The 16,855-nt window shown below is 67.9% G+C and carries 15 protein-coding genes; 7 read left to right on the top strand and 8 right to left on the bottom strand.

The features are described 5' to 3' along the window. Positions 1-95 precede the first annotated feature (95 nt). Complete coding sequence (locus ACWC91_RS18910; RefSeq protein ID WP_225076435.1) at positions 96-1,568, top strand: CCA tRNA nucleotidyltransferase; 1,473 nt, start codon at positions 96-98, stop codon at positions 1,566-1,568. Positions 1,569-1,675: 107 nt separating this feature from the next. Here the strand turns inward: ACWC91_RS18910 and ACWC91_RS18915 are convergent, their stop codons facing one another. The 4 genes from ACWC91_RS18915 to ACWC91_RS18930 all read right to left on the bottom strand — a co-directional run bounded on the left by ACWC91_RS18915 (position 1,676) and on the right by ACWC91_RS18930 (position 5,482). Beyond that, positions 1,676-2,209 (bottom strand): LppU/SCO3897 family protein, encoded by a 534-nt coding sequence (locus ACWC91_RS18915; RefSeq protein WP_225076434.1) that lies wholly within the window; start codon positions 2,207-2,209, stop codon positions 1,676-1,678. 99 nt (positions 2,210-2,308) lie between these two features. Further along, entirely contained in the window at positions 2,309-3,571 is a 1,263-nt protein-coding gene (locus ACWC91_RS18920) for an MFS transporter (RefSeq protein ID WP_376501245.1), read from the bottom strand. Positions 3,572-3,671: 100 nt separating this feature from the next. Then, the gene (locus tag ACWC91_RS18925) at positions 3,672-4,754 is read right to left on the bottom strand and encodes an inositol-3-phosphate synthase (protein ID WP_225076432.1); all 1,083 of its coding nucleotides are present in this window, start codon (positions 4,752-4,754) and stop codon (positions 3,672-3,674) included. A gap of 44 nt (positions 4,755-4,798) precedes the next feature. Further along, complete coding sequence (locus ACWC91_RS18930; protein ID WP_141359873.1) at positions 4,799-5,482, bottom strand: PadR family transcriptional regulator; 684 nt, start codon at positions 5,480-5,482, stop codon at positions 4,799-4,801. A gap of 399 nt (positions 5,483-5,881) precedes the next feature. On the opposite strand from ACWC91_RS18930, the gene ACWC91_RS18935 reads away from it, so the two are divergent. Continuing rightward, positions 5,882-8,587, top strand: a complete 2,706-nt coding sequence (locus ACWC91_RS18935) for a transglycosylase domain-containing protein (protein WP_450725979.1) — start codon at positions 5,882-5,884, stop codon at positions 8,585-8,587. A gap of 108 nt (positions 8,588-8,695) precedes the next feature. Further along, the gene (locus ACWC91_RS18940) at positions 8,696-10,204 is read left to right on the top strand and encodes a glycosyltransferase family 87 protein (RefSeq protein WP_450642427.1); all 1,509 of its coding nucleotides are present in this window, start codon (positions 8,696-8,698) and stop codon (positions 10,202-10,204) included. A 92-nt stretch (positions 10,205-10,296) separates the two neighbouring features. Here the strand turns inward: ACWC91_RS18940 and ACWC91_RS18945 are convergent, their stop codons facing one another. The 3 genes from ACWC91_RS18945 to ACWC91_RS18955 all read right to left on the bottom strand — a co-directional run bounded on the left by ACWC91_RS18945 (position 10,297) and on the right by ACWC91_RS18955 (position 13,070). Further along, on the bottom strand, positions 10,297-11,328 hold the full coding sequence (locus tag ACWC91_RS18945; protein WP_376501247.1) for an alanine racemase: 1,032 nt from the start codon (positions 11,326-11,328) through the stop codon (positions 10,297-10,299). Positions 11,329-11,411: 83 nt separating this feature from the next. Further along, entirely contained in the window at positions 11,412-12,533 is a 1,122-nt protein-coding gene (gene femX, locus ACWC91_RS18950; RefSeq protein WP_225076428.1) for a peptidoglycan bridge formation glycyltransferase FemX, read from the bottom strand. A 213-nt stretch (positions 12,534-12,746) separates the two neighbouring features. Further along, the gene (locus ACWC91_RS18955; protein ID WP_225076427.1) at positions 12,747-13,070 is read right to left on the bottom strand and encodes a hypothetical protein; all 324 of its coding nucleotides are present in this window, start codon (positions 13,068-13,070) and stop codon (positions 12,747-12,749) included. 283 nt (positions 13,071-13,353) lie between these two features. Here ACWC91_RS18955 and rpsF point away from each other — a divergent pair, with 283 nt between their 5' ends. The 4 genes from rpsF (at position 13,354) to rplI (ending at position 15,034) form a co-directional block, all read left to right on the top strand. Next, a complete protein-coding gene (gene rpsF, locus ACWC91_RS18960; RefSeq protein ID WP_019324683.1) occupies positions 13,354-13,644 on the top strand; it encodes a 30S ribosomal protein S6 in 291 nt (96 codons plus the stop codon). A 70-nt stretch (positions 13,645-13,714) separates the two neighbouring features. Further along, complete coding sequence (locus tag ACWC91_RS18965; protein ID WP_141359878.1) at positions 13,715-14,290, top strand: single-stranded DNA-binding protein; 576 nt, start codon at positions 13,715-13,717, stop codon at positions 14,288-14,290. Positions 14,291-14,332: 42 nt separating this feature from the next. Beyond that, entirely contained in the window at positions 14,333-14,569 is a 237-nt protein-coding gene (rpsR, locus tag ACWC91_RS18970) for a 30S ribosomal protein S18 (RefSeq protein ID WP_003949403.1), read from the top strand. 18 nt (positions 14,570-14,587) lie between these two features. Beyond that, positions 14,588-15,034 carry a 50S ribosomal protein L9 gene (rplI, locus tag ACWC91_RS18975; RefSeq protein ID WP_225076426.1) on the top strand — a complete coding sequence of 149 codons (447 nt, stop codon included), beginning with the start codon at positions 14,588-14,590 and terminating at the stop codon, positions 15,032-15,034. A gap of 154 nt (positions 15,035-15,188) precedes the next feature. Here the strand turns inward: rplI and ACWC91_RS18980 are convergent, their stop codons facing one another. Then, the gene (locus ACWC91_RS18980; protein WP_450642425.1) at positions 15,189-16,526 is read right to left on the bottom strand and encodes an MATE family efflux transporter; all 1,338 of its coding nucleotides are present in this window, start codon (positions 16,524-16,526) and stop codon (positions 15,189-15,191) included. Between the last annotated feature and the right edge of the window lie 329 nt (positions 16,527-16,855).

Raw genomic sequence — 16,855 nt, forward strand, 5'->3', positions numbered from 1 at the left:
GACCTCCGGTGGTGTCGACCCGACGGACCGGCCGAGCCCGGTGCCCGAACAATGACGGCGCGGTCGAGCGCCCGGGCCACGTACCCTTTTCTGTTGTGCCGAACGCCAACGAAGACACTTCCCCTGCCCTGAACCAGGTGCAGCAGCGCGCGGTGAGCGAGCTGCTGCTGGTGGCCCCCGTCGCCGACGAGCTCGCGCGCCGTTTCCAGGAGGCCGGGTTCTCTCTCGCCCTGGTCGGAGGCTCGGTCCGGGACGCACTGCTCGGCCGGCTCGGCAACGACCTGGACTTCACGACCGACGCCCGCCCCGAGGACGTACTGAAGATCGTGCGGCCATGGGCGGACGCCGTCTGGGAGGTCGGGATCGCCTTCGGCACGGTTGGGGCGCAGAAGCAGGCCCGCGTCGGAGACGTCGACCGGTGCTTCCAGATCGAGGTGACCACCTACCGGTCCGAGGCCTACGACCGTTCCTCGCGCAAGCCTGAGGTGTCGTACGGCGACTCCATCGAGGAGGACCTCGTCCGCCGTGACTTCACGGTCAACGCCATGGCCGTGGCGCTGCCGGAGAAGACGTTCATCGACCCGCACGGCGGGATCGGCGACCTCGAGGCGCGTGTGCTGCGCACCCCGGGCACACCCGAGGAATCCTTCTCCGACGACCCGCTGCGCATGATGCGGGCCGCGCGCTTTGCCGCCCAGCTCGACTTCGACGTCGCCCCCGAGGTCGTCACGGCGATCAAGGACATGGCGGGGCGCATCGAGATCGTCTCGGCCGAGCGTGTCCGGGACGAGCTGAACAAGCTGATCCTGTCGGCCCACCCGCGCAAGGGCCTGACCCTGCTCGTCGACACCGGTCTCGCCGGTCATGTCCTGCCCGAGCTGCCCGCCCTGCGCCTGGAGAGCGACGAGCACCACCGGCACAAGGATGTCTACGACCACACGCTGATCGTGCTGGAGCAGGCAATGGCGCTGGAGGAGGAACCCGACCTGGCCCTCCGCCTTGCCGCCCTGCTGCACGACATCGGCAAGCCGCGCACGCGTCGCTTCGAGAAGGACGGCCGGGTCTCCTTCCACCATCACGAGGTGGTCGGCGCGAAGATGACCAAGAAGCGCATGACCGCGCTGAAGTACTCCAACGAGCTGGTGAAGGACGTTTCACGGCTGGTCGAACTCCACCTGCGCTTCCATGGCTACGGCACTGGTGAGTGGACGGACTCGGCTGTCCGCCGCTACGTCCGCGACGCCGGCCCGCTGCTTGACCGCCTTCACAAGCTGACTCGCTCGGACTGCACCACCCGCAACAAGCGCAAGGCGGCCGCGCTGTCCCGGGCGTACGACGGTCTGGAGGAGCGCATCGCCCAGCTCCAGGAGCGGGAAGAGCTCGACGCGATCCGCCCGGACCTCGACGGCAACCAGATCATGGAGATCCTGGGCGTCAAGCCCGGCCCGGCCGTCGGTAAGGCGTACAAGTACCTGCTGGAGCTGCGTCTTGAGAACGGCCCGATGGAGCACGATGCGGCGGTGGCGGCCCTCAAGGAGTGGTGGGCCGAGCAGGAGGAGCAGGGCTGAGGTCGTGTGAAGAGGGCCTGTGTTTCACGTGAAACACAGGCCCGAGAAACGCTGAGGGGCGATGTTTCACGTGAAACATCGCCCCTCAGTCATGGGTCATCCGGGTGTTACTGCGTCTCCTTCAGGCACAGCACCACGTCGTGCCCGCCTCCGGACTGGATGTAGGAGATGGTCCACCCCTTGACGCCTTCGCACTTGTCCTCGTCGGAGGAGCCGTCGAACTTCTGGACCACCTTGAACTCCGCCTCACTGGACGAGCAATCGACCTCCTTGAGGTCGGGGCTGGAGTCCGTTCCCTTGTTGTGCAGGCAGGAACCCACCGAGGTCGTCTCGGCGTCGTTCTGGCTGAACCACCAGCCGATGCCGAACTTGATGAGGAGGATGACGATGGCGAAGACGACCGCACCGATGATGCCCAGCGCCTTCTTGGCCCCGGACTTCGGCGGAACGGGCGGCGGGACCGGTGCACCCTGCTGCTGCGGGAAGGGGGCGTACGGAGTCTGCGGCGGGTAAGGCTGCTGCGGGGATCCGGGCTGACCGGGCTGCTGCCCCATGGGAGCGTTGGGCGCCTGGGCATACGGGTTCTGGCCCTGGGGCGGCGGCGGAGTGGTCACTTGGGGGTCCCCCTGGAACTTGGGCATGATGGCAGGAACATGCTGTCGAAATAAGACGCACGTAAGTTACAGGCCATGACTGACACTGCTGTAGCCCGGTGGGACTCTGTGTCGTTGATGTGACACTTATCGGCCTGCAAAGCGGGTCATAGCGGCCGCAACCGCGCCGTAGATCACGGCGATCATGACGACGAGCAGGGCCGACCGGCCGTCCGGTGGCAGCATCAGCGCGGCGACCCCCGCGGCGCCGACGAACGCCATGTTGAACAGCACGTCGTACACGGAAAAGATCCGGCCGCGGAAGCCGTCGTCGACCGCGGACTGCACCATCGTGTCCGTGGAGATCTTCGCGCCCTGGGTGGTCAGCCCCAGCACGAACGCCGCGACGAGAAGGGGGCCGGTGGCGAACGGCAGGCCCAGGGCGGCCTCGAGAAGCGCCGCGGAGCCGGCGCACACGGCGATCCAGCGGGCCGGTCCGAGCCGGCCGGCCGCCCACGGTGTCATCACGGCCGCCGCGAAGAACCCGGCGCCGGAGAGGGCCAGCGCCAGCCCGAGCAGACGCAGTCCCTCCCGTGTGTTCGAGGTCAGGCCGTAGCGGCACAGCATCAGCACCATGACGGTCAGTGCCCCGTAGCAGAAACGCATCAACGTCATCGAGGCCAGTGCCCAGGCGGCCTGCCGCCGGGGCGGCGCGGCGAGGTGCCGTACAGCCGCCGCCAGGTCGCGTGCGGTGACGGTCAGTGCCGTGCCCAGCCGTGTCCGCTCCGGCCCCCGGTCGGGCCCGAGCAGATCCGGTGCCATGAGCAGCGAGGTCAGGGCCGCGCACAGATACAGGGCGGCCCCCAGCAGCACCACGGCCGCGTCGGAGTCCGCTCCCGCCAGCCGTACGACGAAGGCGAGACCGCCACCCGCGAACGCGGCCAGGGAGCCGGCGGTCGGCGACAGGGAGTTGGCCATCACCAGCCGCTCGGCGTCGACGACGCGCGGCAGCGCGGCCGACAGGCCGGCGAGGACGAAGCGGTTGACGGCGGTGACGCACAGCGCGGAGACGTAGAACAGCCAGTCCGGCACGGCGGCGACCATCAGCACGGCCGTGGCGGTCGCCATCACGGCACGCGCCAGGTTGCCGTAGAGGAAGACCTGACGGCGGCGCCAGCGGTCCAGCAGGACGCCCGCGAAGGGACCGACCAGGGAATACGGCAGGAGCAGGACCGCCATCGCGGAGGCGATCGCGGCGGGCGAGGTCTGCTTCTCCGGGGAGAAGACGACGTAGGTGGCGAGCGCGACCTGGTAGACGCCGTCGGCGCTCTGGGAGAGCACCCGCACGGCGAGCAGGCGTCTGAAGTTCCTCAAGCGCAGCAGGACACGCAGGTCACGGACGACGGCCATGGGGCACAGCCTCACATGTGGGAGGGCCCCCGGGTGCACGCACGGCGTACACGGACGGGGGCCCAACAGCCCTGGCAGGAGCGGTTTTGTGAAGCGCTCTCTAGCGCTCGACCTCGCCGCGGATGAACTTCTCCACGTTCTCGCGGGCCTCGTCGTCGAAGTACTGCACCGGCGGGGACTTCATGAAGTACGAGGACGCCGACAGGATCGGACCGCCGATGCCCCGGTCCTTGGCGATCTTCGCGGCGCGCAGGGCGTCGATGATGACACCGGCGGAGTTCGGGGAGTCCCAGACCTCGAGCTTGTACTCCAGGCTCAGCGGGACGTCGCCGAAGGCGCGGCCCTCGAGGCGGACGTAGGCCCACTTGCGGTCGTCGAGCCAGGCCACGTAGTCGGACGGGCCGATGTGGACGTTCTTCTCGCCGAGGTCCCGGTCGGGGATCTGGGAGGTGACGGCCTGCGTCTTGGAGATCTTCTTGGACTCCAGGCGGTCGCGCTCCAGCATGTTCTTGAAGTCCATGTTGCCGCCGACGTTCAGCTGCATGGTGCGGTCCAGGATGACACCGCGGTCCTCGAACAGCTTCGCCATGACGCGGTGCGTGATGGTCGCGCCGACCTGCGACTTGATGTCGTCGCCGACGATCGGGACGCCCGCCTCGGTGAACTTGTCCGCCCACTCCTTGGTGCCGGCGATGAAGACCGGGAGCGCGTTGACGAAGGCGACCTTGGCCTCGATGGCGCACTGGGCGTAGAACTTCGCCGCGGCCTCGGAGCCCACGGGCAGGTAGCAGACCAGGACGTCGATCTGCTTGTCCTTGAGGACCTGGACGATGTCGACCGGGGCCTCGGCGGACTCCTCGATGGTCTCCCGGTAGTACTTGCCGAGACCGTCGAGGGTGTGGCCGCGCTGAACCGTCACACCGGTGCTGGGCACGTCGCAGATCTTGATGGTGTTGTTCTCGGAGGCGCCGATGGCGTCCGCGAGGTCCAGGCCGACCTTCTTCGCGTCGACGTCGAAGGCGGCGACGAACTCGATGTCACGCACGTGGTAATCGCCGAACTGCACGTGCATGAGGCCCGGGACCTTCGACGCCGGGTCGGCGTCCTTGTAGTACTCGACGCCCTGCACCAGCGACGCGGCGCAGTTGCCCACGCCGACGATGGCTACGCGAACCGAACCCATTCCGGTTGCTCCCTGTGTGTATTCGGTGAAGCCCCGACGGGACCTCACGTGGCGGTGTCGTCGGGCGTATCCGGTCGGGGAGACTCCCCGGACCGGGGCAGGCCGCCCGTCGTTCCAGTGGTGGTGTCCAGCGACGCGGGTCCCCCGGAGGCGGAACCCTTGAGGTCCCGCCCGGCCCGCTCGCTCTCGATGAGCTCGTTCAGCCAGCGCACTTCGCGCTCCACGGACTCCATCCCGTGGCGCTGGAGCTCGAGTGTGTAGTCGTCGAGGCGCTCCCGGGTGCGCGCCAGAGAGGTGCGCATCTTCTCCAGACGCTCCTCCAGCCGGCTGCGGCGGCCCTCCAGCACGCGCATGCGTACGTCGCGCGACGTCTGCCCGAAGAAGGCGAAGCGCGCGGCGAAGTGCTCGTCCTCGTACGTGTCGGGGCCCGTCTGCGAGAGCAGCTCCTCGAAGTGCTCCTTACCTTCGGCCGTCAACCGGTAGACGATTTTGGCGCGGCGCCCTGCGAGCGCGGCGGAGACGGCGTCCTCAGGAGCGTTCCCCGGCTCCTCGATCAACCAGCCGTTGGCGACCAGCGTCTTGAGGCAGGGATAGAGCGTCCCGTAGCTGAACGCACGGAACACACCCAGTGACGTATTGAGTCGTTTGCGCAGCTCGTAGCCGTGCATCGGAGATTCGCGGAGCAGGCCGAGAACGGCGAACTCGAGGATGCCGGAACGCCGGCTCATCGTCGCCTCCTCTCTCCTGCGATCCGGCGGCGGCGGGGGCCGCTCCGGGTGCCCTGGTGGTGCTTATCTCGGACTGATGTATCGACTCGATACATCACGACGATAGATCCCAGCCCCGGATGCGACAAGAGGGGGCAGAGTGAACGGGATCACATCGCAAGTCGGTCGGAGGCAAGTTGCCTGATTTGGGGTGAACTTCGAGGCTCAGCGGGTTTTGCCAGTGCGTAGTCTGTGCGCCATGCACACCGCCGGGAACCAAGTGACGCCCGGGGGACGTCCCCGTCCCCGGTGCGGTACGGGTGAATACACGACCGACCACATCCGTACTTCGGGGGGACCGGAAACCAGCCGCCGTTTCCAGGCGCGCAAGGGTGCGCCTGCCCGAGGAGTAATCGTTCGATGAGCGAGCACCGTCGCAAACCGCCGCAGCCGCAGGGAGGCGGACGTGCCGCGGCCCGACGTGGCCAGTCCGGCTCGTCCTCCGGCCGCCGCGCGGCACCGCGAGGCGCCAGCGGATCTCCTGCCGATTCCTATGGATCCGGTTCCCAAGGGCCGGGCCCGGGGGCGGGTTCGTATGGCGCGGGAGGTGAGGAGCGCCCGTACGAGGGTCGTGCCGCCGCTCGGCGGGCGGCACAGAGAGGTGGCGGCCGTCGTGGCCGCCCCGACGGCCCGAACGGGCCCGGGCGCGGCCGTGGCCGGGCGGCGCCGCCCGCCAAGAACCGGATCGTCGACTACCCGCGCGCGGGCAAGGACGGATGGCACCGCTGGGTGCCGTCCTGGAAGCTCGTGACGGGGCTGTTCATCGGCTTCCTCGGGAGCATGGTGGCGGTCGCCGGTATCGGCTACGCCATGGTGGGTGTGCCCGATGTCGCCGAGACCGCGACCGCGCAGAACAACGTCTACCTCTGGTCCGACGGCTCGCCGATGGTCTCGACCGGTGGCGAGACGAACCGGCAGATCGTCAACCTGTCGCAGATCCCCGAGGCGATGCAGTGGGCGGTCATCTCCCAGGAGAACAAGACCTTCTACTCCGACAGCGGCGTCGATCCCAAGGGCATTGCCCGCGCGTTCTTCAACATGGCCACCGGTGGCCAGACCCAGGGTGGTTCCACCATCACCCAGCAGTACGTGAAGAACGCGAGGCTGGACGACCAGTCGCAGACGATCTCCCGTAAGTTCAAGGAGATCTTCATCTCGGTCAAGGTGGGCACCACCGTCGACAAGAAAGAGATCCTGGCGGGCTACCTGAACTCGGCCTACTACGGCCGGGGTGCCTACGGGATCCAGGCGGCCGCGCGCGCCTACTTCAACAAGGACGCCCTCGACCTGGACCCGGGCGAGTGCGCCTTCCTGTCCGCGATGCTCAAGGGCGCGACGTACTACGACCCGGCGGGCCAGACCTCCATCGACCCCACCGGGGCCACCGCGGAGAAGAACACACAGCGCGCCCTGACGCAGATGCAGGACACGCTCGACAAGATGGTCCAGGGCAAGCATCTGAGCGTCACCGAGCGGGCCAAGTACACCAAGCTCCCCGACTGGAAGAACCCGCGGTCGAACACCCAGCTGAGCGGTCAGATCGGCTACCTCGTGGACCTGGCCAACAGCTATCTGGTCACCCACAGTGACGAGACCCACATCACCGCGGACAAGCTGCGGCTGGGCGGCTACAAGATCAGGACGACCTTCGACAAGAAGAAGGTCACGAAGCTCGAAAACGCGGTCAAGAAGGTCCAGAAGGCCAACATCAACCCCAAGCTGCGCCCGAAGACGGACACGCACGTCCAGTTCGGCGGGGCCTCGGTGGACTCGAAGACGGGTGCCATCGTGGCGATCTACGGCGGTGAGGACGCGACCAGGCACTTCACCAACAACGCCGACGCTACCGGTGCCCAGGTCGGTTCGACCTTCAAGCCGTTCGTACTCGCCGCGGCCATGCGGGACGGCGTCCGTGACCCCAGCCTGGGCGATTCGCAGTCACAGGACGAACGCACCCAGGTGTCGCCCAAGAGCCGGTTCAGCGGTAAGAACAAGCTCAAGATCAAGAAATACGACGGGACCGTCTGGAGGAACGAGAAGGACGAGGAGTGGCTGCAGACCAACGACGGCAACGAGTCGCGCGGAAAGCCCCCGAGCTACTTGATCGACCTGCGCGAGGCGATGCAGTGGTCGGTGAACTCCGCCTTCGTGCAACTCGGCATGGACGTCGGCCTGGACAAGGTCAAGCAGGCCGCCCTCGATGCCGGTCTGAAGGAGAACAGCCTGACCGGCACCGGCTTCCCGTCCTTCTCCATCGGCATCTCCGACCCCAGCGCCATCCGCATGGCGGGCGCCTATGCCACCTTCGCCAAGAGTGGTGAGCAGAACGACCCGTTCTCCGTCCTGACGGTCGACAGCAAGGACGGGCAGATCTACGAGCACCGGGGCACGCCCAAGCAGGCCTTCACGTCGGTGGTCGCCGACAACGTCACGGACATCCTCAAGACCGTGGTCGAGAAGGGTACGGGCTCCAACGCCCAGCTGCCCGGTCGTGAGGTGGCCGGCAAGACCGGTACCACGGACGGGAACAAGTCCGCCTGGTTCGTCGGCTACACCCCGCAGCTCTCCACTGCGATCGGTATGTTCCGGCTGGACGACAACGAGAAGAACAAGTCGCGGAAGTTCGAGGAGATGTACGGCACGGGTGGCCAGGACAAGATCCATGGCGCCTCGTTCCCGTCCGAGATCTGGCACGACTACATGCTGGAGGCACTCCAGGGCGTGCCGGCCGAGAAGTTCCCGAAGCCCGAGCCCATCGGCGAGATCGTCAACCCGGTGCCCAGCCCCACGCCGACGCCCTCGCCCACCCCGACCGAGGAGACCAGCCCGACACCGTCTCCCACGCCCAGCGAGGTCGAGCCCAGCCCGACGCCCTCGCCGACCCCGTCGCGCTGCGGCTTCTTCGGCTGCGACGGCAACGGCGGTAATACGGGCGACGGCGGTACGGACGGAGGCAGCAGCCCATCGCCCTCACCGACCGATTCAGGCAGTGGCAATGGCAACGGCAACGGAGGCGGCAACAGAGGCAACGGCAACGGAGGCTTCTTCGGAGGCACGACCAACTAGCCGCCTGACCGCCCCACGAGGTTGTTTCACGTGAAACGAGGGCCGCCGCACCTGCCGGGTGCGGCGGCCCTCGGCCTTTTCCCGGATGCGTACGGCAGGATGTGCCCCATGCCCAGTGCTGAATCGACGCAAGCGAGCGTGCACGAGCCGGACCCGGTGCGGCCCACCAAGGAGGACGAGGTCGCGGCGGCCGGCAGTGAGCTGATCGGCGGCCCCGTCGGGCGGCGTGCCCTGCTCGGGAGGTCCTGGTGGACCCCCGTACGGGTCGTCGCGCTCGTCGCGATCGGCATGTTCGCCCTCGGCCTGGTCCAGAAGGTCCCCTGCTACCACGGTGCCTGGTTCTTCGGTGCGAGTTCGCAGTACACGAAGGCCTGCTACTCGGACATTCCGCACCTCTACCAGGGGCGCGGCTTCGCCGAGGGCCTCGTGCCCTACTTCGACAAGCTCCCCGGCGACATGCCGTACCTGGAGTACCCCGTACTGACCGGGGTGTTCATGGAGGTGGCCTCCTGGCTGACCCCGCACAGCGGCAGCATCCAGCACCAGGAACAGTGGTACTGGATGGTCAACGCCGGGATGCTGATGGTGTGCGCGGCCGTCATCGCCGTCTGCGTGGCCCGCACACACGCCCGGCGACCGTGGGACGGAATGCTGGTCGCCCTCGCGCCGGCCTTCGCGTTGACCGCCACCATCAACTGGGACCTGCTGGCGGTCGCCCTGACGGCCGCCGCGATGCTGATGTGGTCCCGCGGGCGCTCGGTCGCGTTCGGCGTCCTGCTGGGCCTCGCCACGGCCGCCAAGCTGTATCCCGTCTTCCTGCTCGGCCCGCTGTTCGTACTGTGCTGGCGGGCGGGCAAGTGGCGGGACTTCGGCAAGGCCCTGGCGGGCGCCGTCGTCGCCTGGCTGGTGGTGAACCTGCCGGTGATGGCCTTCGCCTCGGAGGGCTGGTGGCAGTTCTACAAGTTCAGCCATGACCGGGGCGTCGACTTCGGCTCCTTCTGGCTCATCTGGGCCCAGAACTCGACCAGCCCGCCGAGCACCGACTTCGTCAACACCACGGCCACGCTGCTCGTGGTGCTGTGCGCCCTCGGTATCGCGGCGCTGACGCTGTACGCCCCGCGCCGTCCGCGCTTCGCCCAGCTCGCCTTCCTGATCGTGGCGGCCTTCATCGTCACCAACAAGGTCTACTCGCCGCAGTACGTCCTGTGGCTGGTCCCGCTGGCCGCGCTGGCCCGCCCCAAGTGGCGGGACTTCCTGATCTGGCAGGCCTGCGAGGTGGCGTACTTCCTCGGCATCTGGATGTACCTGGCGTACACGACCAGCGGAGACGCCCACAAGGGTCTGCCGACCGACGGCTACCACTGGGCGATCGCCGTGCACTTGCTGGGCACGCTGTACCTGTGCGCGGTCGTCGTGCGCGACATCCTCATGCCGGAACGGGACGTGGTGCGCCGCGCCGGCGACGACGACCCCTCGGGCGGTGTCCTCGATGGTGCCGAGGACGTCTTCGTCCTCGGCACCCGGGCTCGTCCGCAGCACCGGGAGGCGGACTTCGGCGGACCGCAGGTGGAGTGGGGCGGACAGGGCACGTCGGCACCCCAGAGCGGTTCGCTCTGAGCGAACAGGGATTTCAGGAGGTCATGCGAAAGGCCGTACCCGGCACCGCCGGGTACGGCCTTTCGTGTGAGAACGGCTGCTCGGGGGACCGCTCAGTGGTCCATGAGCCGGTCGAACTGCGTGGTGGTGTGGCGCAGATGGGCCACCAACTCGTCACCGACCTTGGGCTCTTGTGCGTCCGAGGGAACGAACAGGATCGACACCTGCATATGCGGCGGCTCCGCGAACCAGCGCTGCTTGCCGCTCCAGACGAACGGGGAGAGGTTGCGGTTCACCGTGGCCAGGCCGGCGCGGGCGACGCCCTTGGCGCGCGGCATGACGCCGTGCAGCGCCTTGGGTGCCTCCAGACCCACTCCGTGCGACGTACCGCCCGCCACGACCACCAGGAAGCCGTCCGAGGCCGCCTTCTGCTGGCGGTAGCCGAAACGGTCGCCCTTGGTGACCCGCGTGACGTCCAGGACCGCGCCTCGGTACTCGGTGGCCTCGTGGTCCCCCAGCCAGAGCCGCGTGCCGATACGGGCACGGAACTGCGTCTGCGGGAACTGCTGCTGCAACCGGGCGAGTTCCTCCGCCTTGAGGTGGCTGACGAACATCGTGTGCAGCGGCAGGCGGGCCGCGCGCAGCCGGTCCATCCAGCCGATGACCTCTTCCACGGCGTCCGAACCGTCCGTGCGGTCCAGCGGCAGATGGATGGCGAAGCCCTCCAGCCGGACGTTCTCGATGGCGGCGTGCAGCTGCGGCAGGTCCTGCTCGCTGATGCCGTGCCGCTTCATCGAGGACATCACCTCGATGACGACACGGGCCCCGACGAGGCCGTACACCCCGTCGACCGATGACACCGAGCGGATCACACGGTCGGGCAGCGGCACCGGCTCCTCGCCGCGGCGGTAGGGGGTCAGCACCAGCAGGTCACCGCTGAAGAAGTCCTTGATGCGGGCGGCCTCGTACGTCGTGCCGACGGCGAGGATGTCGGAGCCCAGCCGGGTGGCCTCCTCGGCCAGCCGCTCGTGCCCGAATCCGTAGCCGTTGCCCTTGCAGACCGGGACCAGCCCGGGGAACTGCTCCTGCACGTGCTTGTGGTGCGCCCGCCAGCGCGCGGTGTCGACGTAGAGCGTGAGCGCCATGGCCGGACCTGGAACCTTTCTCGGGGGTGCGGTGTATCAGAAGTATGGAAGGTGTCGACGGGGTCGAAGCGAAGAGCGTCAGGTCAGCGGCGCGACATGTAGATGTCGAGCGCCTTGTGGAGCAGCTTGTTCAGCGGGAAGTCCCACTCCCCGAGGTACTCGGCGGCCTGGCCGCCGGTGCCGACCTTGAACTGGATCAGTCCGAAGAGGTGGTCGGTCTCGTCCAGCGAGTCGGAGATGCCGCGCAGGTCGTAGACGGTGGCGCCGAGCGCGTAGGCGTCGCGCAGCATCCGCCACTGCATCGCGTTCGAGGGCCGGACCTCACGGCCGATGTTGTCGGAGGCACCGTAGGAGTACCAGACGTGCCCGCCCACGATCAGCATCGTCGCCGCTGCCAGGTTCACGCCGTTGTGCTGGGCGAAGTACAGCCGCATGCGGTTGGGGTCCTCGGTGTTGAGGGCCGTCCACATGCGCTGGAAGTACGACAGCGGGCGGGGCCGGAAGTGGTCGCGCACCGCGGTGATCTCGTACAGCCGCTGCCATTCCTCGAGGTCCTGGTAGCCGCCCTGGACGACCTCGACCCCGGCCTTCTCCGCCTTCTTGATGTTGCGGCGCCACAGCTGGTTGAAGTTCTTGTGCACCTCTTCCAGGGACCGGTTCGCGAGCGGCACCTGAAAGATGTAACGGGGCTGCACGTCACCGAAGCCGGCGCCGCCGTCCTCGCCCTGCTGCCAGCCCATACGGCGCAGCTTGTCGGCGACCTCGAAGGCGCGGGGCTCGATGAAGTCGGCCTCCAGGTCGCGCAGGCGCTTGACGTCCGAGTCCTGGATGCCCTTCTTGATGGACTCGGAGTTCCAGCGGCGGATGATCACCGGCGGGCCCATCTTCACCGAGAAGGCGCCCTGTTGCTTCAGATGCGCCAGCATCGGCTGGATCCAGTCGTCGAGATTCGGCGCGAACCAGTTGATGACCGGGCCCTCGGGCAGGTAGGCGAGATACCGCTTGATCTTGGGCAGTTGGCGGTACAGGACGAGCCCCGCGCCGACCAGTTCGCCGGTGCGGTCGTCGAACCAGCCCAGGTTCTCCGAGCGCCACTCCGCCTTGACCTCTGCCCAGGCCGGGACCTGCATGTGACTCGCCGCGGGCAGGTTCTGGATGTAGGCCAGATGCTGCTCTCGACTGATGGTCCTCAGGGTCAGGCTCATTCGGGGCGCTCCTCGGGCTGGCGTGTCCCCATGGGTACAGGGGCTCCGGCTCTCGCGCCGAAGCCTACTGCGCCCCAGGAGCGCGCAGACTGGCCGCACGCAACCTTCGCCCCGGCCTGTTCACCGCCGTGGCGCCGGGCGTGCGGTCATACGGGCGGCGTCCGCGGTGTCCGGCGGACGCCGTCCACAAGGAGCGGCCGGGCGTGCCCGTCGTCAGCTGAACAGGCCGCCGAAGAGGCCGCCGTGCGCCAGGCCGAGATAGAAGCCGACCGCGGAGGCGCCGAGGCCGAGGACCAGCCCGAAGCGCTCTCGCGTCGTCACGGAGATCCACTGTCCGTACGCCCCGGTGAGGATCCCCACCAGACCGGCCCAGGAGCTCAGCAGGTGCAGGCTGTGGGAGAGGAGCCCGGTGATGAACGCCAGCACGCCCAGCACCAGGGTCACCACGAGCAGGGTGTCCTGGACCGGGTGGGACTTGCCGTCGGTGGCGAAGAGGCCACCACCCGCGGCGGTGTTCGGTCGCATCGTCTGTGCCATGGGGCACCTCCAGCGAAAAGCGGCGCATCTTAGCGCCGTGCACACCCGAGGTGTCCAGGTTGACGGGTCCGGAGCCCCGATTTCAACCGGAAGCGGGTGTGCGGGTAGTCTGTACGTTCTGCACGGTGTCTGCCCAGGCTGAGCCACGGCCAACCTGGAGAGTCCGTCAGCGGCCCTCGTTGTCAGTGGCGGCTGATGTACTGCAAGCACTGTTGCGCACGCATAACAACCCTCCTGCCACGGAACGACCGTGGCCGTTGAGTCCAGAGGAGGTGGGTTCCACATGCGTCACTACGAGGTGATGGTCATCCTCGACCCCGATCTCGAGGAGCGTTCTGTCTCCCCGCTGATCGAGAACTTCCTTTCTGTCGTCCGTGACGGTGGCGGAAAGGTCGAGAAGGTCGACACCTGGGGCCGTCGTCGTCTCTCGTACGAGATCAAGAAGAAGCCCGAGGGCATCTACTCGGTCATCGACCTGCAGGCCGAGCCTGCGGTCGTCAAGGAGCTCGACCGCCAGATGAACCTGAACGAGTCGGTCCTCCGGACCAAGGTCCTCCGCCCCGAGACCCACTGAGCCCTTCGCTCAGCTGATCTCGGGATTCGAGTAGCAAGCAGCCAGAGCAAACCCGCCGAGAGGTTCCCCCATGGCAGGCGAGACCGTCATCACGGTCGTCGGCAATCTTGTCGACGACCCCGAGCTGCGCTTCACCCCGTCCGGTGCGGCGGTCGCGAAGTTCCGCGTCGCGTCCACTCCCCGCACCTTCGACCGCCAGACGAACGAGTGGAAGGACGGCGAGAGCCTCTTCCTCACCTGCTCGGTCTGGCGTCAGGCGGCGGAGAACGTCGCCGAGTCGCTCCAGCGAGGCATGCGCGTCATCGTGCAGGGCCGGCTGAAGCAGCGGTCCTACGAGGACCGTGAGGGCGTCAAGCGCACGGTCTACGAGCTGGACGTCGACGAAGTCGGTGCCAGCCTGCGCAACGCCACGGCCAAGGTCACCAAGACCTCGGGCCGCGGTGGTCAGGGTGGTTACAGCGGCGGCGGTGGCGGCCAGGGTGGCGGCGGCTGGGGCGGTGGCCCCGGTGGCGGCCAGCAGGGCGGCGGTGCTCCCGCCGACGACCCGTGGGCGACCGGTGCTCCCGCCGGTGGCAACCAGGGTGGCGGCGGCTGGGGCGGCGGCTCCGGCGGCGGTGGCGGCTACTCGGACGAGCCCCCCTTCTAGGCGGGCCGTACCCACACTTCTTGATCACACAGGAGAAACACCATGGCGAAGCCGCCTGTGCGCAAGCCTAAGAAGAAGGTCTGCGCTTTCTGCAAGGACAAGGTCACGTACGTGGACTACAAGGACACGAACATGCTGCGGAAGTTCATTTCCGACCGCGGCAAGATCCGTGCCCGTCGCGTGACCGGCAACTGCACGCAGCACCAGCGTGACGTCGCCACGGCTGTCAAGAACAGCCGTGAGATGGCGCTGCTGCCCTACACCTCCACCGCGCGCTAAGGGAAGGGTGAGCCACACATGAAGATCATCCTCACCCACGAGGTCTCCGGCCTCGGTGCCGCGGGCGACGTCGTGGACGTCAAGGACGGCTACGCTCGCAACTACCTGATCCCGCGGAAGTTCGCGATCCGCTGGACCAAGGGCGGCGAGAAGGACGTCGAGCAGATCCGTCGTGCTCGCAAGATCCACGAGATCCAGACCATCGAGCAGGCCAACCAGATCAAGGCCCAGCTCGAGGGCGTGAAGGTCCGCCTGGCCGTCCGCTCCGGCGACTCCGGCCGCCTGTTCGGTTCCGTCACCCCGGCCGACGTCGCCTCGGCGATCAAGGCTGCCGGCGGTCCCGAGGTCGACAAGCGCCGCATCGAGCTGGGCGCGCCGATCAAGACCCTGGGCGGTCACGAGACGTCCGTGCGTCTGCACCCCGAGGTTGCCGCCAAGGTCAGCATCGAGGTCGTCGCCGCGTAAGGCACTCTGCTCGGCTTGAGTAGTCGGGAAGGGGCCGCATCCGTCGAGGATGCGGCCCCTTCCGCGTGACATGGGTCATGGCGCTGAGGTCAGGGGCGCGGGAAACGGCGTTTCATGTGAAACGTGGCAGCCCGCGGTGTTTCACGTGAAACGGTCAGCGTGTCGCTCCCGTGACGATCCAGCGGCCCGAGCGGGAACGCAGCCACAGCGTCAGCATCCGCACGGTCATCATCAACGTCATGGCCGCCCAGAGCGCGGTGAGCCCGCCGCCCAGAAGGGGAACGAGCAACGCCACAGGCGTGAAGACCGCCAAGGTCACCAGCATGGCGCCGGCAAGATACGGTCCGTCCCCCGCGCCCATCAGCACACCATCCAGGACGAAGACCACGCCGCAGATCGGCTGGGAGAACGCCACCAGGAGCAGTGCGGCCAGTGCCGTGTCCTTGACGAGGGCGTCACTGGTGAACAGCGACAGGAAGAGCGGTCGGCTCAGGATCACCAGGAGCCCGAGGGCGAATCCGGCGGCTATCCCCCACTGCACCATGCGCCGACAGGCCTCGCGAGCGCCCTCCGGATCGTCGGCGCCGAGATAACGGCCGATGATGGCCTGTCCGGCGATCGCGATGGCGTCGAGGGCGAACGCGAGCAGGCTCCACAGGGACAGGACGATCTGGTGAGCGGCGATGTCCGCGTCACCGAGGCGGGCCGCCACGGCCGTGGCGATCATCAGGATCGCCCGTAGGGAGAGCGTACGGACGAGCAGCGGGGCACCGGCCTGTGCGGATGCCCTGATGCCGGCCCGATCGGGCCGCAGGGAGGCGTGGTGCCGGCGGGCCCCACGGACGACCACACCGAGGTAGACCGCCGCCATGCCGCACTGGGCGATGACGGTGCCCCAGGCCGAGCCCGCGATGCCGAGTCCGGCGCCATAGACGAGCCCGACATTGAGGGCGGCGTTGGCGACGAACCCGGCGACGGCGACATACAGCGGCGTCCGGGTGTCCTGGAGCCCGCGAAGGACTCCGGTCGCGGCGAGCACGATGAGCATGGCCGGAATGCCGAGTGAGGAGATGCGCAGATAGGTCGTCGCATACGGTGCCGCCGTGTGCGATGCGCCGAAAAGGTCCACCAGGGCGGGTGCGGTGGGCAGGACGACCGCGATGACGGCGGCCCCGAGCAGCAGTGCCAGCCAGATGCCGTCCATACCCTGGCGGATGGCTGCTGGGATATCGTCCGCGCCGACGCGGCGGGCGACGGCCGCCGTGGTGGCGTAGGCGAGGAAGACGAAGACGCTGACGGCGGTGGTCAGAAGGGCCGAAGCGATACCGAGTCCGGCGAGCTGCGCTGTGCCGAGATGGCCGACGATCGCGCTGTCGGCCATCACGAACAGGGGCTCGGCGACGAGTGCGCCGAAGGCCGGTACGGCCAGCGCGACGATCTCTCGGTCGTGCCGGCGCCGGGTGGCCGGGCGGCGTGCGGGGGCCTGTGTCATGAGCACCAATGTAATCGTCCACAGGTAAGAGATGCAAAGCCCCTGCAGTCCTTACTTGAGGTTTGGCGGCGTTCGCTTGTGCGTACCGTTCGAGGCGATCTTGGTCCGACCGGGAAAGTTTTTCTTCTGCACAGCCGGTGGACGGGAAAGCGGCAGGTCAGCGGGGTCCTGTGGGTGGTGCCGAGGGCTTTTTCACAGGGCTGTCCACCGGCTCGTGCACAGGTTTCGCCGAGTTCTCCACAGCATCGGGGCGCTCGTCCACATGGCCTGTGGATAACCAGATTGGCTGACGCTGTTCTGGGCCCTACCGTGGTCCGGCGCCCGCTCCG

Source organism: Streptomyces sp. NPDC001204, assembly GCF_053598035.1.

Bases quoted from the DNA above. Each gene is read 5' to 3' on its own strand.
- ACWC91_RS18965 (WP_141359878.1), top strand. From the start codon at position 13,715: ATGGCAGGCGAGACCGTCATCACGGTCGTCGGCAATCTTGTCGACGAC.
- ACWC91_RS18930 (WP_141359873.1), bottom strand. From the start codon at position 5,482: ATGAGCCGGCGTTCCGGCATCCTCGAGTTCGCCGTTCTCGGCCTGCTC.
- ACWC91_RS18980 (WP_450642425.1), bottom strand. From the start codon at position 16,526: ATGACACAGGCCCCCGCACGCCGCCCGGCCACCCGGCGCCGGCACGAC.
- ACWC91_RS18925 (WP_225076432.1), bottom strand. From the start codon at position 4,754: ATGGGTTCGGTTCGCGTAGCCATCGTCGGCGTGGGCAACTGCGCCGCG.
- ACWC91_RS18920 (WP_376501245.1), bottom strand. From the start codon at position 3,571: ATGGCCGTCGTCCGTGACCTGCGTGTCCTGCTGCGCTTGAGGAACTTC.
- rpsF (WP_019324683.1), top strand. From the start codon at position 13,354: ATGCGTCACTACGAGGTGATGGTCATCCTCGACCCCGATCTCGAGGAG.
- ACWC91_RS18935 (WP_450725979.1), top strand. From the start codon at position 5,882: ATGAGCGAGCACCGTCGCAAACCGCCGCAGCCGCAGGGAGGCGGACGT.
- ACWC91_RS18955 (WP_225076427.1), bottom strand. From the start codon at position 13,070: ATGGCACAGACGATGCGACCGAACACCGCCGCGGGTGGTGGCCTCTTC.
- rpsR (WP_003949403.1), top strand. From the start codon at position 14,333: ATGGCGAAGCCGCCTGTGCGCAAGCCTAAGAAGAAGGTCTGCGCTTTC.
- ACWC91_RS18945 (WP_376501247.1), bottom strand. From the start codon at position 11,328: ATGGCGCTCACGCTCTACGTCGACACCGCGCGCTGGCGGGCGCACCAC.
- femX (WP_225076428.1), bottom strand. From the start codon at position 12,533: ATGAGCCTGACCCTGAGGACCATCAGTCGAGAGCAGCATCTGGCCTAC.
- ACWC91_RS18940 (WP_450642427.1), top strand. From the start codon at position 8,696: ATGCCCAGTGCTGAATCGACGCAAGCGAGCGTGCACGAGCCGGACCCG.
- rplI (WP_225076426.1), top strand. From the start codon at position 14,588: ATGAAGATCATCCTCACCCACGAGGTCTCCGGCCTCGGTGCCGCGGGC.
- ACWC91_RS18915 (WP_225076434.1), bottom strand. From the start codon at position 2,209: ATGCCCAAGTTCCAGGGGGACCCCCAAGTGACCACTCCGCCGCCGCCC.